18 protein-coding genes are annotated in these 18,936 nt (G+C 62.8%); 5 read left to right on the top strand and 13 right to left on the bottom strand.

Features of this window, described 5'->3' with window-relative positions:
- Window positions 1-268: 268 nt before the first annotated feature.
- The 4 genes from NT26_RS18750 to NT26_RS18765 all read right to left on the bottom strand — a co-directional run bounded on the left by NT26_RS18750 (window position 269) and on the right by NT26_RS18765 (window position 5,265).
- Window positions 269-2,275, bottom strand: a complete 2,007-nt coding sequence (locus tag NT26_RS18750) for an acetyl-CoA carboxylase biotin carboxylase subunit (protein WP_244467642.1) — start codon at window positions 2,273-2,275, stop codon at window positions 269-271.
- A gap of 2 nt (window positions 2,276-2,277) precedes the next feature.
- Window positions 2,278-2,655 (bottom strand): hypothetical protein, encoded by a 378-nt coding sequence (locus tag NT26_RS18755; RefSeq protein WP_052640976.1) that lies wholly within the window; start codon window positions 2,653-2,655, stop codon window positions 2,278-2,280.
- An 11-nt stretch (window positions 2,656-2,666) separates the two neighbouring features.
- A complete protein-coding gene (gene yghU / locus NT26_RS18760) occupies window positions 2,667-3,596 on the bottom strand; it encodes a glutathione-dependent disulfide-bond oxidoreductase (protein WP_052640978.1) in 930 nt (309 codons plus the stop codon).
- Window positions 3,597-3,732: 136 nt separating this feature from the next.
- On the bottom strand, window positions 3,733-5,265 hold the full coding sequence (locus NT26_RS18765; RefSeq protein ID WP_052640980.1) for an acyl-CoA carboxylase subunit beta: 1,533 nt from the start codon (window positions 5,263-5,265) through the stop codon (window positions 3,733-3,735).
- Between the two features lie 118 nt (window positions 5,266-5,383).
- Between NT26_RS18765 and NT26_RS18770 the strand changes: the two genes are divergently transcribed.
- From NT26_RS18770 to NT26_RS18780, 3 genes are all read left to right on the top strand, one after another.
- On the top strand, window positions 5,384-6,793 hold the full coding sequence (locus NT26_RS18770) for a helix-turn-helix domain-containing protein (RefSeq protein ID WP_052640982.1): 1,410 nt from the start codon (window positions 5,384-5,386) through the stop codon (window positions 6,791-6,793).
- Between the two features lie 36 nt (window positions 6,794-6,829).
- Window positions 6,830-7,873: an NAD(P)-dependent alcohol dehydrogenase gene (locus NT26_RS18775; RefSeq protein WP_172974110.1), complete on the top strand. Its 1,044-nt coding sequence runs from the start codon at window positions 6,830-6,832 to the stop codon at window positions 7,871-7,873.
- 187 nt (window positions 7,874-8,060) lie between these two features.
- Window positions 8,061-8,627 (top strand): transglutaminase-like cysteine peptidase, encoded by a 567-nt coding sequence (locus NT26_RS18780; protein ID WP_065814602.1) that lies wholly within the window; start codon window positions 8,061-8,063, stop codon window positions 8,625-8,627.
- A gap of 45 nt (window positions 8,628-8,672) precedes the next feature.
- Here the strand turns inward: NT26_RS18780 and NT26_RS18785 are convergent, their stop codons facing one another.
- The 6 genes from NT26_RS18785 to NT26_RS18810 all read right to left on the bottom strand — a co-directional run bounded on the left by NT26_RS18785 (window position 8,673) and on the right by NT26_RS18810 (window position 14,050).
- On the bottom strand, window positions 8,673-9,071 hold the full coding sequence (locus NT26_RS18785; protein WP_052640988.1) for a hypothetical protein: 399 nt from the start codon (window positions 9,069-9,071) through the stop codon (window positions 8,673-8,675).
- Window positions 9,072-9,334: 263 nt separating this feature from the next.
- Complete coding sequence (locus NT26_RS18790; protein WP_052640990.1) at window positions 9,335-10,618, bottom strand: TRAP transporter large permease; 1,284 nt, start codon at window positions 10,616-10,618, stop codon at window positions 9,335-9,337.
- A gap of 9 nt (window positions 10,619-10,627) precedes the next feature.
- A complete protein-coding gene (locus NT26_RS18795; RefSeq protein WP_052640992.1) occupies window positions 10,628-11,113 on the bottom strand; it encodes a TRAP transporter small permease in 486 nt (161 codons plus the stop codon).
- Between the two features lie 29 nt (window positions 11,114-11,142).
- Entirely contained in the window at window positions 11,143-12,135 is a 993-nt protein-coding gene (locus NT26_RS18800; RefSeq protein WP_052640994.1) for a C4-dicarboxylate TRAP transporter substrate-binding protein, read from the bottom strand.
- 89 nt (window positions 12,136-12,224) lie between these two features.
- Window positions 12,225-13,310, bottom strand: a complete 1,086-nt coding sequence (locus NT26_RS18805) for an Ldh family oxidoreductase (RefSeq protein WP_052640996.1) — start codon at window positions 13,308-13,310, stop codon at window positions 12,225-12,227.
- Complete coding sequence (locus tag NT26_RS18810; protein ID WP_052640998.1) at window positions 13,307-14,050, bottom strand: SDR family oxidoreductase; 744 nt, start codon at window positions 14,048-14,050, stop codon at window positions 13,307-13,309. Before NT26_RS18810 ends, NT26_RS18805 begins: the two co-directional genes overlap by 4 nt.
- 161 nt (window positions 14,051-14,211) lie before the next feature.
- Here NT26_RS18810 and NT26_RS18815 point away from each other — a divergent pair, with 161 nt between their 5' ends.
- Window positions 14,212-14,496, top strand: coding sequence for a winged helix-turn-helix domain-containing protein (locus NT26_RS18815; protein ID WP_052641000.1), 285 nt, complete (start codon window positions 14,212-14,214; stop codon window positions 14,494-14,496).
- Window positions 14,497-14,527: 31 nt separating this feature from the next.
- Window positions 14,528-15,229 carry a GntR family transcriptional regulator gene (locus NT26_RS18820; protein ID WP_052641002.1) on the top strand — a complete coding sequence of 234 codons (702 nt, stop codon included), beginning with the start codon at window positions 14,528-14,530 and terminating at the stop codon, window positions 15,227-15,229.
- Here the strand turns inward: NT26_RS18820 and NT26_RS18825 are convergent.
- The 3 genes from NT26_RS18825 to NT26_RS18835 all read right to left on the bottom strand — a co-directional run bounded on the left by NT26_RS18825 (window position 15,226) and on the right by NT26_RS18835 (window position 18,902).
- On the bottom strand, window positions 15,226-17,355 hold the full coding sequence (locus NT26_RS18825) for a Wzz/FepE/Etk N-terminal domain-containing protein (RefSeq protein ID WP_052641004.1): 2,130 nt from the start codon (window positions 17,353-17,355) through the stop codon (window positions 15,226-15,228). The genes NT26_RS18820 and NT26_RS18825 overlap by 4 nt on opposite strands.
- Window positions 17,356-17,463: 108 nt before the next feature.
- A complete protein-coding gene (locus NT26_RS18830) occupies window positions 17,464-18,228 on the bottom strand; it encodes a metallophosphoesterase family protein (RefSeq protein ID WP_052641006.1) in 765 nt (254 codons plus the stop codon).
- 17 nt (window positions 18,229-18,245) lie between these two features.
- On the bottom strand, window positions 18,246-18,902 hold the full coding sequence (locus NT26_RS18835; protein WP_052641008.1) for a tetratricopeptide repeat protein: 657 nt from the start codon (window positions 18,900-18,902) through the stop codon (window positions 18,246-18,248).
- Window positions 18,903-18,936: the final 34 nt, after the last annotated feature.

Raw genomic sequence — 18,936 nt, forward strand, 5'->3', positions numbered from 1 at the left:
CAGAAGCAGGTGGCCGGTCCGAAACCATCCCGCTTCCCCCGTGTCGCCGGAGGGAGACCATTTTCCGCGGACCCCGATGGTGAAGGTGCACGTCGTCCCTCCACCACCAGCGCCGGCCCCACCTCGCCAGGACGCCTCCTGGTGTATCCGCGGCGGGACGGGCTTAGTCTGCATCACTTTCGCGCGACGGGGACAATCGGCGCCTTGATTATTCTCAAGCTGCTGATTTTTCTGGACCCGCTACGGGAAGTCTTCCCCTCTTTCAGTTCTATTCGAACTCCATGATCAGTTCGTCCACCGCAAGGCTCTGCCCGGCGCTGGCGGCGATGTGCTTGACCACGCCCCGGCGCTCGGCCTTCAGGACGTTTTCCATCTTCATGGCCTCGACGCTGGCCAGCGTCTGGCCGGCCTCGACGGTATCGCCCTGCTTCACCACGATCGACGTGATGACGCCCGGCATGGGGCAGAGCAGCATGCTGGACGTATCCGGCGGCAGCTTGACCGGCATCAGGCGGGCAAGTTCGGCGACGCGCGGGCTGCGGACGCGCGCGGTCACATCAATGCCGCGCCAGCGGAGCCTGATCGCCGTGCCGACAAGATCGACCTTGACGCCAAGCGTTACGCCGTCGACGTGGAAGCGGGCATGGGACTGACCGGGAACCCAGCCACCGGTAATGGAGGCGGTCGCACCGTCGGCGAAGCGCGCGATGGTGCCATCTGCCGACATATCAACCGTCAACGGATAGTCGCGCTGCGCCAGGGTCACGACCCAGTCTCGCCCGACGACACGACGGTGATTGCCGATCGTGCCTGTTATCTGCACCGCCCGTTCCTGCAGCATCTGGTTGAGGTAGGCAGCGATCGTCGCAAGCTTGCGCGCCGAATCCGCGTCAGGCGTGACGCCCGAGAAGCCTTCCGGAAATTCCTCGGCGATGAAGGCTGTGGTGAGCCGGCCCTCGCGAAAGCGCGGATGTTCCATCACGGCAGACAGGAAGGGCAGATTGTGGCCGATGCCTTCAACCTCGAAATCGTCCAGTGCATCGCTCATGGCGCCCACCGCCTCGAGCCGGCTGGGCGCCCAGGTGCAGAGCTTGGCGATCATCGGGTCGTAATACATGGAGATTTCGCCGCCCTCGAAGACGCCGGTATCGTTGCGCACCACCGTCCCATCCCACTGCATGCCCTCCGCCGGCGGGCGGTAGCGGGTGAGCCGGCCGATCGAGGGCAGGAAGTTCCGATAGGGATCTTCCGCGTAGAGCCGGCTTTCGACCGCCCAGCCGTTGAGCTTCACGTCCTCCTGCCCGAAGGAGAGCTTCTCGCCGGCGGCGACGCGGATCATCTGCTCCACCAGGTCGATGCCGGTGACGAGCTCCGTGACAGGGTGCTCCACCTGCAATCGGGTGTTCATCTCGAGGAAGTAGAAATTGCGGTTTCCGTCGACAATGAACTCTACCGTTCCGGCGGAATGGTAACCCACGGCTTTCGCAAGCGCGACGGCCTGTTCGCCCATGGCGCGGCGGGTCGCCTCGTCGAGGAAGGGCGAGGGGGCCTCCTCGATGACCTTCTGGTTGCGGCGCTGGATGGAGCATTCGCGCTCGCCGAGATAGAGGACGTTGCCATGCTTGTCGCCGAGCACCTGGATCTCGATGTGGCGCGGCTCGGTGACGAACTTCTCGATGAAGATGCGGTCGTCGCCGAAGGAACTCTTCGCCTCGTTCTTCGACGATTGGAAGCCCTCACGTGCCTCCGCATCGTTCCAGGCGATCCGCATGCCCTTGCCGCCGCCGCCGGCCGAAGCCTTGATCATCACCGGATAGCCGATCGAGGCGGAGATCCGCACTGCCTCCTCGGCATCCTCGATCAGGCCCATGTGGCCCGGCACGGTGGAGACGCCGGCTTCCGCCGCGAGCTTCTTCGACGTGATCTTGTCGCCCATTGCCTGGATGGCATTGACCGGCGGTCCGATGAAGGTGACGCCTTCCTTCTCCAGCGCCTCGGCAAAGGCCGGGTTTTCCGACAGGAAGCCGTAGCCCGGATGGACTGCATCGGCACCCGTCTGGCGGATTGCGTCGAGGATCTTGTCGATGACGATATAGGACTGGGACGAGGGCGCGGGGCCGATATGCACCGCCTCGTCCGCCTGGCGCACATGCAGCGCGTCGCGGTCGGCATCGGAATAGACCGCGACGGTGGCGATCCCCATCTTCTTCGCGGTTCGGATGACGCGGCAGGCGATCTCGCCGCGGTTGGCTATGAGAATTTTCCGGATCGTCACCGTCACACCTCGAAAACGTCTTCAAAGGACTCCGGGAAACTCTGCCGCGCGACCTTCTCGTTGATCATCAGCAGGGCCTCGTAGGAGGTAGGGTCGAAATCCTTTTCGGCGGGAACGATCTCGCGTCCGAACAGGAGGTTGATGCGCGCGGCGTCGAGATTGCCGCGCTCGAAGGGTTCGTCGCCGAAGTGATGCCAAAGGGCATGCAGGAAGGCCGCGTCGATCCGGTGCTCCTTAGTGCCGGGCCTGCCGTGGCGGGGCAGCGCCTTGATCGGCGTCACGCCCTTCGGATTGGCCCGGCGGATGGTGAACTGGACGCCGGTGCCCGGCATGCCGGAGGGAAAGCCTCGGTGCTTGGTCATGTCGGGCAGGTTTGCCATCCTCGTCTCCTTCAGACCTTGGCTGCGGGGTCGCCGCCGAACTTGTCCTGGGTCTTCGTCTCGAAGTCCGAGGCGTCGTGGCGCTCGAGCAGCTGGCTTGATGGATCACCGGAGGTGCGGTTGACCATGAAGCCGCGTTTCACGCCGGTGCGCTCGCCGACCTGCTTCGTCCAGCGCTGAACGTGCTCGTACTCGTCAACCGAGAGGAAATCGCCAGCGTCGTCATAGGCATCCTTCAGCGCCAGGCGGCCGTACCATGGCCAGATCGCCATGTCGGCAATCGTGTAGGTGCTGCCGGCCATGTACTCGTTCTCCGCCAGGTGGCGGTTGAGAACGTCCATCTGCCGCTTCACCTCCATGGCGTAGCGGTTGATGGCGTATTCGATCTTCATCGGGGCATAGGCGTAGAAATGCCCGAAACCGCCGCCGAGGAAGGGGGCCGAGCCCATCTGCCAGAACAGCCAGTTCAGCGCTTCGGTGCGTACCCGCGTTTCCGTCGGCAGGAAGGCGCCGAACTTCTCCGCCAGGTAAACCATGATCGAGCCGGATTCGAAGACCCGCAGAGGCTTGCCGCCGTCCTTCGGCCGGTGGTCCATCAGCGCCGGGATTTTGGAGTTCGGATTGACCTCGACGAAGCCGGATCCGAACTGGTTGCCATCACCGATCCGGATCAGCCAGGCATCGTATTCGGCGTCCGAATGGCCGGCGGCGAGCAGTTCCTCCAGCATGATGGTGACCTTGACCCCGTTCGGCGTGCCCTGCGAATAGAGCTGCAGCGGGTGCTTGCCGACCGGCAGATCCTTGACATGCGTCGCACCCGCGACCGGCCGGTTGATGCTGGCAAACGCGCCGCCATTGCCCGGTTCCCAGGTCCAGACCTTCGGCGGGACATAGCCGGCAGGGAGGTTCTTCTCGGGCGGAAACTTCTCGGTGTCGGTCATGGGATCGATCCTTTTCTGAAGGGAGCGTCAGTGGGTGACACCGGGGATATAGGAAGGTCCGCTGCAGTTCGCCGCGGGCTGCAATGCTTTTGATACTCTCAAGATTATTCAGCCCTTCTGTCGGAGCGTCTCCCCTCTAAAGCGGGATCGTGTCGTGCTTCTTCCAGTGCGTCGTCACCTGCTTGTTCCGGAGCGACGCGAAGGCGCGGGCGATGCGGCGGCGGGAGGAATGCGGCATGATCACCTCGTCGATGAAGCCGCGTTCGGCGGCGACGAAGGGGTTGGTGAAGCGCTCCTCGTATTCCGCCGTGCGGGCGGCGATTTTCTCTGCGTCAGAAAGCTCCGAGCGGTAGAGGATTTCGGTCGCACCCTTGGCGCCCATCACCGCGATCTCTGCCGTCGGCCAGGCATAGTTGATGTCCGCGCCGATGTGCTTGGACGCCATGACGTCATAGGCGCCGCCATAGGCCTTGCGGGTGATGAGGGTCACCATCGGTACGGTCGCTTCCGAATAGGCAAACAGCAGCTTGGCGCCGTGCTTGATGACGCCGCCATATTCCTGCGCGGTGCCCGGCAGGAAGCCCGGCACGTCGACCAGCGTCAGGATCGGGATGGAGAAGGCATCGCAGAAGCGCACGAAACGGGCGCCCTTGCGGGAGGAATCGATGTCGAGGCAGCCGGCAAGCACCATGGGCTGGTTGGCGACGACACCGACCGTCTGGCCCTCCAGCCGAATGAAGCCGGTGACGATGTTCTTGGCGAAGGCCTCCTGGATCTCGAAGAAGTCGCCCTCGTCGGCGATCGCCGCGATCAGTTCCTTCATGTCATAGGGTTTTGCCGCGCTATCGGGGATCAGGCTGTCGAGCCGCATCTCGAGCCGCGACGGATCGTCATGGAAGGGCCGCACCGGCGGCTTCTCGCGGTTGTTCAGGGGCAGGAAATCAAAGAGCCGTCGCGTCGCCTCCAGCGCCTCGATGTCGTTCTCGTAGGCGGCATCGGCGACGGAAGATTTCTTCGTATGCGTGCCGGCGCCGCCGAGCTCTTCCGCGGTAACGATCTCGTTCGTGACGGTCTTCACCACGTCCGGACCGGTGACAAACATGTAGGATGAATCGCGCACCATGAAGATGAAGTCGGTCATCGCCGGCGAATAGACGGCACCGCCGGCGCACGGTCCCATGATGACGGAAATCTGCGGGATGACGCCGGAGGCCTCGGCATTGCGGCGGAAGACTTCCGCATAGCCGGCGAGCGAGGCGACGCCTTCCTGGATGCGCGCACCGCCTGAATCATTGAGGCCGATGACGGGGGCGCCGACGCGTACCGCCATGTCCATAATCTTGCAGATCTTTTGAGCATGGGTCTCGGAAAGGGAGCCGCCGAGCACCGTGAAATCCTGCGAGAAGACATAGACCTGTCGACCGTTGATCGTGCCCCAGCCGGTCACGACGCCGTCGCCGGCGATCTTCTGCTCGGCCATGCCGAAGTCGACAGCCCGGTGGGTGACATACATGTCGAACTCCTCGAAGGAGCCCTCGTCGAGCAGGACCTCGATCCGTTCCCGGGCGGTCAGCTTGCCCTTGCCGTGCTGCGCCTGAATGCGTCTCTCACCGCCGCCAAGCCTGGCTTCAGACCGGCGCTTCTCCAACTCATGCAGCACTGCACGCATTCGCAACTCCCGAGATTATACGCTCTTCCTTATTTGCTACGCCCGTAGCGGAAAAGCATTGAACGCGTGCAATTGCCAAATTATAAAATCGCAAAATTAAAACTGCGAAATTGCGAACATGGCGATTGGCAAGCTCTTCATCGGGCGGAAGGTACGGGAACTGCGGGCGGCGAGCAATGCGACGCAAAGCCAATTCGCCGAACGCATCGGCATCTCGACCAGCTATCTGAACCAGATCGAGAACAACCAGCGCCCCGTGTCCGCCGCCGTACTCCTCGCCTTGGCCGACAAGTTCCAGCTCGACCTTGCGGAATTGTCGACCGGTGAATCCGACCGGCTGCTTTCGGCGCTGGCGGAGGCGCTGTCGGACCCGCTCTTCGACAATTATGCGCCGAGCCTGCAGGAACTGAAGCTTGTGACGCAGAACGCGCCCGGGCTTGCCCACGCGCTGATCACCGTCCACCAGGCCTACAGGCGCAACAGCGAACAACTTGCCAGCATGGACGACCGCCTCGGCCGGGCTGTTGCCGTGGAGACCACCCCCTATGACGAGGTGCGCGACTTCTTCCACTTCGTCGACAACTACCTGCACGACCTCGACACGGAGGCGGAACGGTTGGCAGGCGAGCTTGGGCTGAGGGACGGCAGCAGGCATGCGGTGCTGGCAGACCATCTCGAGCGGGCCTATGGCATCCGAGTCGTTTATCAGCCGATGGCGGAAAATGCGCTGCGCCGTTTCGATGCCGAAAGCCGCATACTGACCATCAACCCCTATGCGCCGGCCGAAACGCGTGACTTCCAGGCCGCAGTCCAGATCGCCCAGATGCATGCGGCCGAGAGGATCGACACCATCGCAAGGGGCGCAGGATTCCGGACGGATGAGGCGGTGGATGTCTGTCGCATCGGCCTGCACAACTATTTCGCAGGCGCCTTGATCATGCCCTACCAGTCCTTCCTGCGGGCTGCGCGCGAGCTGCGACATGATATCGAACTGCTTGCGGCGCGTTTCGGGGCGTCGCTGGAACAGGTCTGCCACCGTCTCTCGACGCTGCAGCGGCCGGGTCTCAAGGGCGTGCCGATCTTCTTCGCCCGCATAGACCGGGCGGGCAACATCACCAAGCGCCACAGCGCGACCAAGCTGCAGTTCGCTCGCTTCGGAGCGGCCTGTCCGCTCTGGAATGCACACCAGGCCTTCGAGGCACCCGGGCGGATCATTCGCCAACTGGCGGAGACGCCGGATGGGGTGCGCTATCTCTGCCTAGCCATCCAGGTAAACAAGGGGCTCGGAGGCTTCCGCTCCCAGCAACCGAGCTACGCCCTGGCGCTCGGTTGCGAAGTCTCGTACGCGGAGGCTTTCGTCTATGCGGACGATCTGAACCTCACCGAGCGGTCGAGCTTCGAGCCAATCGGTATTTCATGTCGCATCTGCGAACGCGTCAACTGCGCGAGCAGGGCTGTGCCGCCGTTCCGCCGCAGGATTTCGGTTGATCCGGACCGGCGGGAAACGACACCCTACCGAATTCAATAGGTCAAGCTGAGACGACAGCGTGGGGAGCGAAAGCTGATGCAGGCACTCGTACTGGAAGAAAAGGGCATCCTCGCGCTGCGAGAGATCGACCTTCCGCTAACGGTCGGGCCAGACGACGTGAAGATCGCCATCCACACCGTCGGCATCTGCGGCAGCGACGTGCATTACTATACGCACGGAAGGATCGGACCCTTCGTGCTGCGCGAACCCATGGTGCTAGGCCACGAGGCAGCGGGTACCGTGGTCGAGGTGGGCGGGGCGGTGAAGCATCTCAAGATCGGCGATCGCGTCTGCATGGAGCCGGGTGTTCCGAACCTCTCCTCGCGCGCTTCGAAGCTTGGCCTCTACAATGTCGACCCGGACGTGCGGTTCTGGGCGACGCCGCCGGTACATGGGGTGCTCGCCCCTTTTACCGTCCATCCGGCTGCCTTCACCTACAAGCTCCCGGACAATGTCTCCTTTGCGGAAGGCGCCATGGTCGAGCCGTTTGCGATCGGCATGCAGGCCGCGACGCGGGCGAGAATTCAGCCGGGAGACGTGGCGGCGGTGATCGGCTGCGGTCCGATCGGCATCATGGTGGCGCTGGCGGCACTCGCGGCCGGCTGCGCCCGCGTGTTCATCTCAGACCTCAGCAGCGAAAAGCTGGCGGTCGCAGAGCAGTATCCGGGCATCTTGCCGGTGAACATCAGGGAGCGCCCGTTTGCCGGGGTCATCACGGAAGCGACCGGCGGCTGGGGTGCCGACGTGGTGTTCGAAGCAAGCGGCAGTCCGCGGGCCTTCGATGGCCTCTTCGATCTTGTCCGCCCCGGCGGCGCAGTGGTGCTGGTCGGGCTGCCGGTCGAGAAGGTCGCCTTCGACGTGGCCGGGGCGATCTCGAAGGAGGTGCGGATCGAGACGGTCTTCCGCTACGCCAACATCTTCGACCGTGCCCTGGAAGTGATTGCATCGGGCAAGGTCGACCTGAAGCCGCTGATTACCGAGACCTTCGACTTCGCGGACTCCATCGCGGCCTTCGAACGGGCGGCGGCAGGTAAAGCCTCGGACGTCAAGCTGCAGATCCGGCTGGCAGACGAGGCATAGTTCTCGCGTCGACCGGCTCAAAAAGAGCCATTTCGAAACAAGTTTAGCAATCAGCTTAAGCGGATGCAGATGAGCATCGGCTAATAGTATCGGCATGGATGAGGCGCGACCTCATGGCATCATGCCCTTGCCGCCGGATGAGCCGGCTGAAGAACAAAAGAACGGCTCAGACAGGCAAGGAAGCATCATGCTCAGGAAGTTCGCAATCGCATTTGCGGCGCTCGCCGCCATGGCAACCTCTGCAGAAGCAATCAGTCTCGGCGCCGCGCGCACTGCCAAACCGCAAGCATCGCGGACCGTTGCTGCGCCTGCCGGATATCAGATTTTCTGCATTCGCAACCAGTCGGAATGCCGAGGCGGGGGTGCGTCCAAGGTTGCTTACACGTCAGGCACGGCGGCGCTCTTGCGCCGGGTGAACGACGCCGTCAACAATTCGATCCGCTATCGTTCGGAGAGCGCCGAGAGATGGACCGTTGGCGGAACGTCAGGCGACTGCGAGGACTTCGCGCTGACGAAACGCAGCCGTCTCATTCGTGCCGGCATTCCCGCAGGAGCGCTTCGCCTCGCGACGGCACGCACCAGCCGCGGGGAACTGCATGCCGTGCTCATCGTCAAAACCGACAAGGGCGATTACGTCCTGGACAATATCCGCAAGTCGATCGTGCTGAGGGGGCAATCGGGATACCGCTACCTCAAGGTAGCAACCAGCAACCCGAAGGTATGGCAGCCGGCAAGGGCCGGCCGCGAGATTTAGCAGTCGGCCCTTGACAAATCGGTACCGTTTGTCTTCCCGGTCGGATCAGGTCGGGGAGGCCGGATTGGGAGCGATGCCGTCTGCGCCAGGGTCGCTGCCCTCGCCACCGCCTGCTCCGCCACCGCCACCGCCACCGCCAGCGGCGGTGCCGCCAGTACCTGCCGCCTCGGCTGCGGCAGCAATCTCGTCGGCCGCCGAGCCCGGCGCCGCGGCGAGGGCGGCGGCTAGGATATCATCCGCTGCTGCCGGATTGGCGAGGATCGCAAGGCGCACAATTTCGGCGATCTCGTCATCCGAGGCACCGCGGGCAACAGCGGCCTCGATTGCGATGGTTACTTCTGCAGGCGTCGAAGGTACCTGCGCAATTGCCGGAGCAGAGAGGCTCAGGGACAGAGCAAGCACCGCCGCCGACAATGAAAGCGTGGATTTCGAGAAGGCGCTCATTGTTACATCCTTAACTGGCTTCCCAAGGGAGCCGAAAAAACTTCAACGCCGTTGAGAACGGTCGCGGACCATGGAAGGTTCCAGGCGCTGTTCGTCAACTTGACCTAATCAATGACACACGCCATAGTAAAACTCAATACTGTAGGTCCACTAACTTTACATAGTATTAACCCGGCCCCTGCTCAGATTCTGCAAGTGAATACCTAAATGCTCGGGCTGATCCGCAGGCGGTCCGGAGCATAGCTGGCAGTGGATTGGCATGATCAGCGTGCGAAGAGCATGTTTGGCAGGAAGAGAACGGCCTCCGGAACGAACACCAGCAGCAGGGCGACAAGGCCAATGGCGATCATAAGGGGCACAGATTCCCGCGTGTAGTCGCCGATCCGGACCTTGAGGATCGAGCAGACGGCATACATGGCCGCACCGACCGGCGGCGTGAAGTTGCCAATGGTTGCGGCGACGACGAAGACGACGCCGAAATGGACCGGGTCACCGCCGAGGCTGCGCACCAGCGGCAGGAAGATCGGCGTCAGCATGATGATGAGGACCGTTGCATCGATGAAGAAGCCGCAGGCAATGATGAACAGCACGATGAGGGTCAGCACGCCGTAGAAGCTGTCGGTCACCGACAGGATGGCACCGGAGATGAGTTCGGGAACCCGCTCCAGGACGATGCCGTAGCTGAAGATGGCCGAGAGTGCGATCAGGAACATCACCGCGCCGATATCGGCGAGGCTGCCCTCGAGAGCCTGGCGGAAGGACTCGGTCTTGAGCTTGCGATAGGCGAGCACGCCGATCAGGACGGCGTAGATGACGGCGAAGGCCCCGATCTCGGACGGCGTGAAAATTCCGAAACGCAGCCCTGCGAGCAGGATGACCGGGAAGAGGATCGCCCATATGCCGCCGCGAAGTGCGCTGCCAATCTCCGGAAGGGAGGCGCGCGTGGTACGGGCTGCCGGATATCCACGCCGGTTGGCGACGATCGAGACTGTGATTGCAAGCGCCGCCCAGAGCAGGAAGGCAGGGACGATGCCGGCCGCGAACAGCCGACCAATCGAGACCTGCCCGATCGTGCCGTAGATGATGAAGCCGAGGCCCGGAGGGATGATCGGCGTCAGGATGGCCCCGAAGGACAGGACGCCGGCGGTGAAGCCTTTCGACATGCCCCGGTTGATCATCTCGTTGCCGAGCATCCGGCTCTGCATAGCGGCATCGGCGATGGCCGATCCCGAGACGCCTCCCATCAGCGCGGAGAGCGCGAGCGACATCTGCGCCAAGCCACCCTTCATGCGACCGGCAATGACCGACGCCAGATCGAGCAGCTTCTCGGTGATTCCGGAGGCGTTCATCAGGTTGCCCGCCATGATGAACAGTGGGATGGCCAGGAGCGCGAAGTTCTGGGTGGTCGAGATCGTCTGCTGCAGCGGGATGGTGATCGGCAGTTCCGGGTGCTGCAGGAAGAAGACGACCCCGGAGATCCCGATCGCGAAGGCGACCGGCATGCCGATGAGCATGAGGACGATGAATGCGATGGTGACGAGAAGCATCCGATCACCTCAGCCAGCAGATAGGTTGACGCGGCGACCATTCCGGAGGTCGAGGGTCTTGACCACGGTGGTCAGCATGAGCAGCAGCGCACCGGATGGCAGGCTTGCCGTCACCCACGAATAGCTGATCCAGGGAATGCCCTGGAAACTGCGGGCACGGCTCGTCCAGGCAAGCTGAGTGCCGTAGATGATCACGAACGCCAGGAAGGCCAGAAGGATCATGTAGTTGAGGTAGGTCAGGGCCCGCCGTGCATGGGCGGGAAGCCGGTCGGTCAGAAGGTCGATGGACATGAGACTGTCCCGGCGCCAGGCGATGTCGGCACAGATGAAGCAGGCCCAGGCAAAGAAGCATGTCGCGAAATCGATGGTCCAGTTGAGGGGATGGGCGGCCAGCCGCGCCAGGCCGCCCGAAAAGATTAGCAGGACCATGAGGATCAGCAGGATGCCGCCCACCACTGCCTCGACTTTTCCGATCATGTCGTAGAGCGTTCGCATGGAGTCTCCTGTGGCCGGCTTCCCTGTCGTTACCGGCCGAGTTCGGCCTGAACGGCATTCTTGGCGTCGGTAATGCCCAGCACCTCGTATGCCTTCTCGCCTGCCGCCTTGAATGCCTCGATGTCGACGTCGCTCACGACCTCCATTCCCTTGGATTGCAGGTCTGCCTTGATGGTTTCAGCCATGTCGGCGATCTTTTGCGATGTTTCACGGCCTGCCGCCCTGCATTCCTCGACCAGCGCCGTCTGGTACTCCGCAGGCAGCTGATCGAACCATTGCGCGCTGACCACCTGGAAGTTGATCAGCATGATGTGCTTCGATTCATTGGCGTATTTCAGCACCTCGTAGAAACGGCCGCCGGGAATGTTGGCATAGACGAGTTCCACGCCATCGATCGCCTGCTGCTGCAGGGCGGGGTACATGTCGCCGAAGGCCATGGCGGTGGGTGCCGCACCGAGTGCACGGACCGACTCCTGCCATATGGGCGCCGGCGGAGTGCGGATACGCAGCCCAGAGAGATCTTCCGGCTTCCTGATCGGCTTGTTGGTGAAGAAATGCCTGAAACCCTGGACCCAGTCGAAGCAGACGACCTTGAGCCCGTGCTGCCTCGCAAGCTCATCCTGCCATTTCGCGAGCGTCGGGGAATCCGAGAGCTTCCAGACCTCCTCCAGCGAATCGACGAAATAGGGGCCGTTCATCACCGCGATACTGGGCACGTAGTTGCCGAGACGCGCCGAGTCCGTGTTCTGGCCGACGTTCGCCCCCTGGCGGATCTGCTCGATGATGTCTTCTTCGACACCCAGCTGGGCGCTGTGATAGACCTCCATCTTCAGTCCGCCATTGGTGCGTTCCTCCATCTTCTTGGCCCAGTTCATGAACCCCTCGTGGAAGGGCTCGCTCGGTCCAAGGACGTGGTTGAACCGCAAGGTGAAAGTGTCCTGCGCCGTTGCCACCTGTGTGGTGATGGCAGCGAGGCCTGTCGCTGCGAGCAGCGGCAGCAGTTTCTTGGCTATCCTGTTCATGCTCTCTCCTCCACTTGTTGTCGTGTTCCGGCACCCTCTCCCGGATGCCGGCAGAACCGGCCGGCCTTGTCCGCCTGCCGGAAACTCCTTCACCTGTCGAAGGGCGGCGTCAGTCCATGTTTTTCGGCAAGTTCGGCAAAGGCCTGGCGTGTCGCAGGATCGAGCGGCAGGCCTGTCCGGCGCCGCTCCTCCGCGACCTTCCATTCGCGATCGCCCGGCGCCATGACGGTGGTGCCCTCACGGGCCGGCGACGACCGGAGCACCTCGACGTACCGCTTCATGCCGGCTTCGAATACCGGCCGATCAACGAAGGCACCCGGCTTGAGTGCCAGCACGAAGGCGCCAAGACTGCGGGGCGTCGACAGGTCGGGGCCGTTCATCGGCAGGAGATCGAAGCTCAGGCCCATCCCGGAGATGACCGCGCTGAGGATCTCGGCAACTCCGGCAAGCCCGGCGCCCTTGAAGCCGAATTCGCCCCCGACCGGCGCGAGCATTTCGACCTGTTCCGGATCCCGGACATCCCGCCCGGCTTCATCCGATGCAACACCCTGCGGCAGTTGCACGCCGAGGCTTCGGTAAAGCTGCACGCGATTGTAGGGAATGGCACTCGTCGCCATGTCGAGAAGCCATGGCTGGTCGTTTTCCACCGGAACGGCAAAGGCGATGGGATTCGTGCCATGGAAGCGCATCGCCCCATCATGAAGACGGACGAAACTGTCGGAATTGCAGACTGCAAGGCCTATATAGCCGTGTTCCGCAGCCGCCATGGCATAGGCCCCGGCGGGCCCGAAATGCGAGCCGTTGCGGATCGAGACGGCGCCGACGCCGAACTGTTCGGCAAGAGCGACGGCATGGTCCATTCCGCGATAGGCGCCGAGAGCGCCGTGACCGTGATCGGCATCAAGAGAGGCGACCGCGCCGAAGGACTGCGCGATCCGGACATTCGGCCGCCGGTTGACCCGCCCGGCCTCCATGACCTTCACGTAGTGAGCGAGAAGCCTGACGCCATGGCTGTCAACGCCCAGCCGCGACCCATGCATCATGGCCCGGGTGGCTGCATCCGCCGTGGCTTCGTCGGCGCCGATCGCGGCAAACACCTTCCGGCAGAAGCCGTCGGTTGCCTCGATGGAGGCATGGACGACGTCGCTCCCTGTCGTTCTGACTGGCGAATTCATAGTGTCTGGCCTCCATCGATGACCAGAAGCTGGCCGGTCATGTATGCGGTTTCGTCGCTCGCGAGGTAGACCGCGGCCGCCGCCATCTCCTCCACTGTTCCCAATCGGCCCATCGGCTGACGGGCGATGAATGTCCGGTGCATTTCCGCGGGGTCGTCGCTGGCGTCGATGCGGTCCTGCAGGGAGGGCGAATGCGTCGTGCCGGGGCAGAGCGCATTGCAGCGAACGCCGGTGGCGATCACGTCGCGCGCCACGGCCTTGGTCAAGCCGATCATCGCGGCCTTGCTTGCACCGTATGCAGCCCGATTGGCGACGCCGGTAATGCTGGATGCCACGGAGGCAACGTTGATGATCGACCCACAGCCACGCTCGACCATCGACGGCAATGTCGCCTTGATCGTGCGAAAGGCCGCAGTCGCGTTCTGGTCCAGGCTTCTCTGCCAGGCGTCCTCGTCGCAGTCGAGGATCGAACCATTGTGGACCCAGCCGGCGCAGTTGACGAGGATGTCCAGGGGGCCGGCAACGCCGAAGACTTCCCGGATCGCCGAAGCGTCGGTGACGTCGAGTTCTGCAATCGTGATGCGAGAAGAGATCTCTGGCAGGTCTTCCATCTTGGCGATGCTGCGGCTGGTCGCCACGACGCTCGCTCCCTCCTCAGCAAATCGAATGGCAATCGCCCGGCCGATACCCTGTCCGGCCCCGGTCACGAGAGCATTCTTGCCCGCGAGGCGGTCGCCCATGTATTCTCCTCCTAACGTACTTTGTGTACACTATACATTAGATCCGGATTTTATCAACCCCGCTCGTGTGTTTGCGAGCGCTTGCCGTTTGATGGCCGTCGCGCAAGCTGCTAAGCTTGATGCCTAGACAACCGCAGCTTGAACGATCCGGAGGAGGGGACATGGCTTCGGAGCGCGAGTTGGGCTCGCAGGGCCAGGGGGCAAAGGCGGTGGCCGGGACAGTCCCCCGCCTTTACCAGCAGGTGTTTGAGATCGTCGCAGGACAGATTGTGCAGGGCGTGCTGGAGGAGGGCACACGGCTCAGCGAATCGGGCCTTGCGGAGCAGTTCGGCATCAGCCGCGCACCCGCCCGCCAGGCGCTTTGCGAACTGGAACGGGAGGGTTTGCTGCTGAAGTCGTCCGGGCGTGGTTATCGGGTTGCGAAGCCGAAGGACAAGACCTCGTGACGGGGCGGCTGTCCCTGGCTCGGGTGACGAGATGCGCCTGACGCAGCTGGCGACCTGGGAGCGGATCTATGGTGAGGTAGAGAGCGAGATCGCGGCCCGGACGTCGTTCGCCGGGTGGCGAGTCAACGAGACGGAACTTGCCCGTTACTATGACGTCAGCCGTACCGTCGCACGGGACGTGGTCGCGCGGCTGCAACAGCGGGGCCTGGTGCGAAAGGACGATCGCTCCCGGTGGATCGCGCCGGCGATGACACCGGAGCATGTGGGTGAACTGTACGAGCTACGCTGGCTGCTCGAGCCGGTTGCCCTGGAAAAGGCGGCATCCCGCCTGCCTCCAGAGCTTCTTCCGGAGATCCGGAAACGGCTGGAAGCCGCGATCAGCAGCGCGGAGACCCTGACCGGCCCGGACCTGGACCGGCTGGAGGAGGACCTGCACGTCACGTTGCTTGGCCACTGCGAAAACGGTCCGATGATGCAGGCGATCAGCCTGCCGCAGGCCTTGCTGATCGCGCACAGGTTCCTTTATCGGTGGATGCCGCGACTGTTCGGCGCCGAGCCATTCCTGCCCGAACATCTCGATATCGTCCAGAAGCTGGAGGCCGGTCACGTTACCGCTGCAGCAGACGCGCTTCGCAGGCATCTGCAGGTCTCGCGTGACCGCGCCATCGATCGGATCCACAGGGTGACCCAGGAGGTTCACCCGGAGGATCTTCCCTACTTGGAGAAGTTCTAGTCCACGTAATAGTCGGAATAGGAATAGTAGCCGAAGAGCTTGGCGCGCTCCTGCTGGTTCAGGACGGCAAGGATGGGAGTCCCTTCAGGCGCACTCTCGCGCAGCGCTGCCACGGCATGTTTGGCGCTGGCCTGAGGCGTGACGGCCCACCGAACAATGAACGTGATGACATCGGCATGCCGCGCGAGGTAGAGCCCGTCGACGACCGGCTCAACCGGCGGGGTGTCGAGGATGATGTAGTCGAAGTTGCGGCGTGCGACGGCGATCAGGCGTGCAATCTCCGGGCCCATGAACAGGTCGTCCGTCGGGAAACTGCTGCGTCGCCCGGACAGCAGCACGGTCAGGCCCGTCGGCTGATCCGTGACCGTGAGCTTGGGCAGCGAGGCGCCGGTTTCGGCACCCCGAAGAAACTCGACGAAGCCGGTGCTCGGCTCCAGCCCGAGGTGACGGTGCAGGCTGGGCTTTCGAAGATCACAATCGATGAGCAGCGTCCGCTTGCCTGACAGCGCATAGGTCCGCGCCAGCGAAAGCGCCATGGTCGACTTGCCTTCATTGGGAAGCGCAGAGGAGACCATGATCACCGTGCCACCGCTGCCCTCCTCGCGGATCCCCTGCTTCTTGAACAGGTGCTGGTCGATCGCGACCCGGATACGTCGCACCGACTCCGCGAACATCGAGAGGGGTGATCGGATGATGATGTCGGAGAGGGTCTGGGCGCCCGTCTCCGCATTTGTTTCCTCCGCTTCTCGCGGGGTGATGGAGACGAGTGGCAGCCGCAGGACCGTCTCCACCTGGTCCTCACTCGTCAATCCGCCCACAAAGTATTCGCGAACGAATGCGAGGCCGACGCCTAGGCCAAGCGCCGTCATGAAGACGAGGGGCAGGATCACGCCCTTCCTCGGATAGGACGGTTCGCGGGGCGGCGTAGCATTGGAGATGACGCCGCTATCGGGGAGTTGGAGGGCTGCCAGGATGTCCATTCGCCCGGCCTGCATCGACAGGTCGTCGAAGTTCTTCTTTGCACTCTGCACCTGGTTGGCAAGGCTGTATAGATCCCCGACAGCAGCGTCGGGCAGATTGCTTCCCATGACGGCGTTCAGCAGGTTTGAGCGGATCGACGTCTCCTGCTGCTCAGCCGTGGCGAGCTGGCCGCGATACTGATCCATTGCGCGGGCGGCCTCGTTGCGAATGGACTCGGTGACGCGCTGCAGTTCAGCACGCAGTTCGATCGCCTCGTTGGCTTCCGCCTGCGCGATTTGTCCCGCAAGCTCTTCCTGGCGCTGCTGCAACTCCCTTGCGGCGTCGGATTGAAGGTTCTGGAAAAGCGAAGCGTAATCGTTCTGCCGGATGGTCTGGTCCAGCGTCTGAAGTCGCTGGAAATCCCGCTCGCGCTGGTTCCGGATACGGGTAAGCTCATCGTAGAACATGCCGACGCTGGGCGACCCCTGCTCTCGCAGAAGTTCGATGTTCCGATCAATGAAAGTGTCGATGCTGCGGGAGGTGGATGTAAGCGTCTGCCTTGCCTGCTCGAGGGCCGGCTGGACGCGATCGCGCGCCTCCCGGATGGCCGCGACCTTGGTGTCCATCTGCTTCTGGATCGAAGCTTTCGCGACCGCATTGGCGAGCCGCGCTGCCTTTGCCGGGTCCTCGGACGTCACGGTGACATCGATGACATAGGTCATGCCACGCCGGCTCACCCTGACGGAGTCGCGAAAATTGTCCAGAACGTCGGCCGCGGCCTCCTCCGGTGCAGGCGCCGCGGCGGACTTGAGCCTGAGCAACTGCAGGGCTCGGTCGGTCAAGGAGATCTTCACGCCGAACTCGTCGTCGGCCACGAGATTTTCGCTGTTGATGACGGAAAGGAGGATTTCGTCAGTGCGGGTGATGACCACTTCGGTATCCACCCGAGCATTGTCGGAGCCCGAGTTTCGAGTAGGCTCTTCAGCATCTAGAATTCCTTTGGCCGCCGTATCGACGAAGACCTGTGCCGACGCCGAGTAACGCGGCTCGAGCGAATAGGTGATGATGGCCGCCAGTGCGGTCAGGCCCACCACGATCGAGAGGATGAGCCAGAGCTGTCGGCGAACGATGCCGAGGAGGCTACGGAGATCAATATCGCTTTGCATGCTCTTTCCCGAATGCGCGATGAATATGTGTCATCGAATCGAATGGCTTTTCAGGCGTTATCAATACAGGAAAGAGAAAACAGCACCATGCTCACTCGCCTGGTTTAGTTAACCCGCCGCAAGCTTAACTATATGGTTGTTACGATCAATTCTAACGCAGGACAATAGACCACTGGCGTAAGCTCCGGTGTCGACATTAATCCTGCCCGGCAAGATCTCCACGTCATCGACGGGCGTATGTCCGTGCACTACGATGACGTCTGCGGGCGATGTGGTATCGCGCGACGGCCGAAGCCACAGGAGATCCTCCTCGGCCTGCTGTTCCAGCGCTACACCGGACCTGATGCCGCCGTGGACGAAAACGAAGCCGGGGACGGCTAGCAGCGATGGCGCCGTCTGGAGAAAGTCGACATGCTCGGACGGCACATGGCTTTCCAGCAGTGCCTTCATCGAGGTGGATCGCTCTGCCATCTCGTAGAGGCCGTAGGAGCGAAGTGTGTCATGCCCGCCAAGGCCCAGCCAGAAGTGGTTGGGATCGGGAGCCCCCAGATAGGACAGCATGAGTTGTTCATGATTGCCTGCGAGGCAGAAGCGCCTGAAGCCGGCGGGTGGCCGAGCCAGCAGGTGGTCGAGCACCGCGGCGCTTTCCGGTCCGCGGTCGACATAGTCTCCAAGCAGGACGATCCACTTCTCTCCTTCACACGCCTCGGCATCTGCGGCGATGATCCTTTCCATCTTGCGCAGGAGCGACATGCAGCCATGGACATCGCCGATCACGTAGATCAACTCCGGACGCTGGTCGAAGAAGAGCTTCTGCCGTCCTTGTGATCGATCGTTCCTGGTAGGAAGAAGACGCCGGAACAGTTGCTTCACGATCAGTCCTCCCGAACCTAGCGCAGCACGCTGCGCACGTTTTGGAGGAACGCCCGCTGCCGATCGGGAGGCAGGCGCTCGACTATCTGGATGATCCGTTCCCTGAATTCCTCGTTCCTCGCATAGCGCGCTGCGAGCGTTCGCGTGCCGCGGGGGCTGTTCGCCAGCAGTGTCAGGTCGGCCTCATGAAGGCGGCGGCTTTCCTCGTCGAGTTCCGCGTACATTTCTTCCGCCAGGCGTGTGCGGTTCTCCGCCAGCCACTGCTCGTTCGGCCCAAGTTCGCGAGACTTGCGATAGCTTGCGAGGAACGCGTCCGTTTCGCCCAGCCGGGCATGGGCAAGCGCATTTACGTACCACGCATGTGCATTGGTCGGCATGGTCGCCGTCATGCTGTCGCTGAGCCTTTCGCAGGATTGCGCGACGGCAGCGGCCTTCTCCGGTGTTTCGACCCGGCGAAGGTTCAGCAAGGCGTAGGTACAGTCGATAAGCGTGATCTTCTTGGAGTAGCTCGACGGGCCGTATGGCGGGGGCCGCGAAGCCATCTGATTGAAGAAGCTCGGCTCTGTCCGCTGCGGCTGCAGGAGGACATCGATCTCCTGCGAGAATATGGCAAGGCTCCCCAATGCGGCGATGAGGCAGGCAAGGGACATGGAAAACAACTTCAGCTGACGCATCCGAGCCCTTTGGGAGGAACTTGCGACCTCTAGT

The organism is Pseudorhizobium banfieldiae, from assembly GCF_000967425.1.
GTDB lineage: Bacteria > Pseudomonadota > Alphaproteobacteria > Rhizobiales > Rhizobiaceae > Neorhizobium > Neorhizobium banfieldiae.